Genomic DNA, 245 nt, shown 5'->3' with positions numbered 1-245 from the left:
GGCTAAACTAATGGAGTCTTACGGTGCTAACTGTATTTACTGTACGGATTCTGCTGGTTACATGTTGCCCGACGACGTAAGTACCCGTATTGCGTTACTGCGCAGCGAACTTAACAGCGAGACCGAAATTGGCTTTCATGGTCATCATAATTTAGGCATGAGTATTCCAAATTCGCTGGCGGCAATCGAAATGGGCGCTAACCGCATCGATGGTTCGGTGGCCGGTTTAGGTGCCGGTGCAGGTA

Annotated in this window: 1 protein-coding gene; it reads left to right on the top strand. The window is 49.4% G+C overall.

The window, feature by feature from the left end; genetic code table 11:
• A partial coding sequence (locus AAEY83_RS17755; protein WP_502945217.1) for a hydroxymethylglutaryl-CoA lyase-like TIM-barrel protein occupies positions 1–245 on the top strand: 245 nt, incomplete at both ends.

It is taken from the genome of Psychrobacter sp. TB20-MNA-CIBAN-0197 (assembly GCF_040309765.1).
GTDB lineage: Bacteria > Pseudomonadota > Gammaproteobacteria > Pseudomonadales > Moraxellaceae > Psychrobacter > Psychrobacter submarinus.
This window is presented reverse-complemented; position numbering and strand designations above follow the sequence as displayed.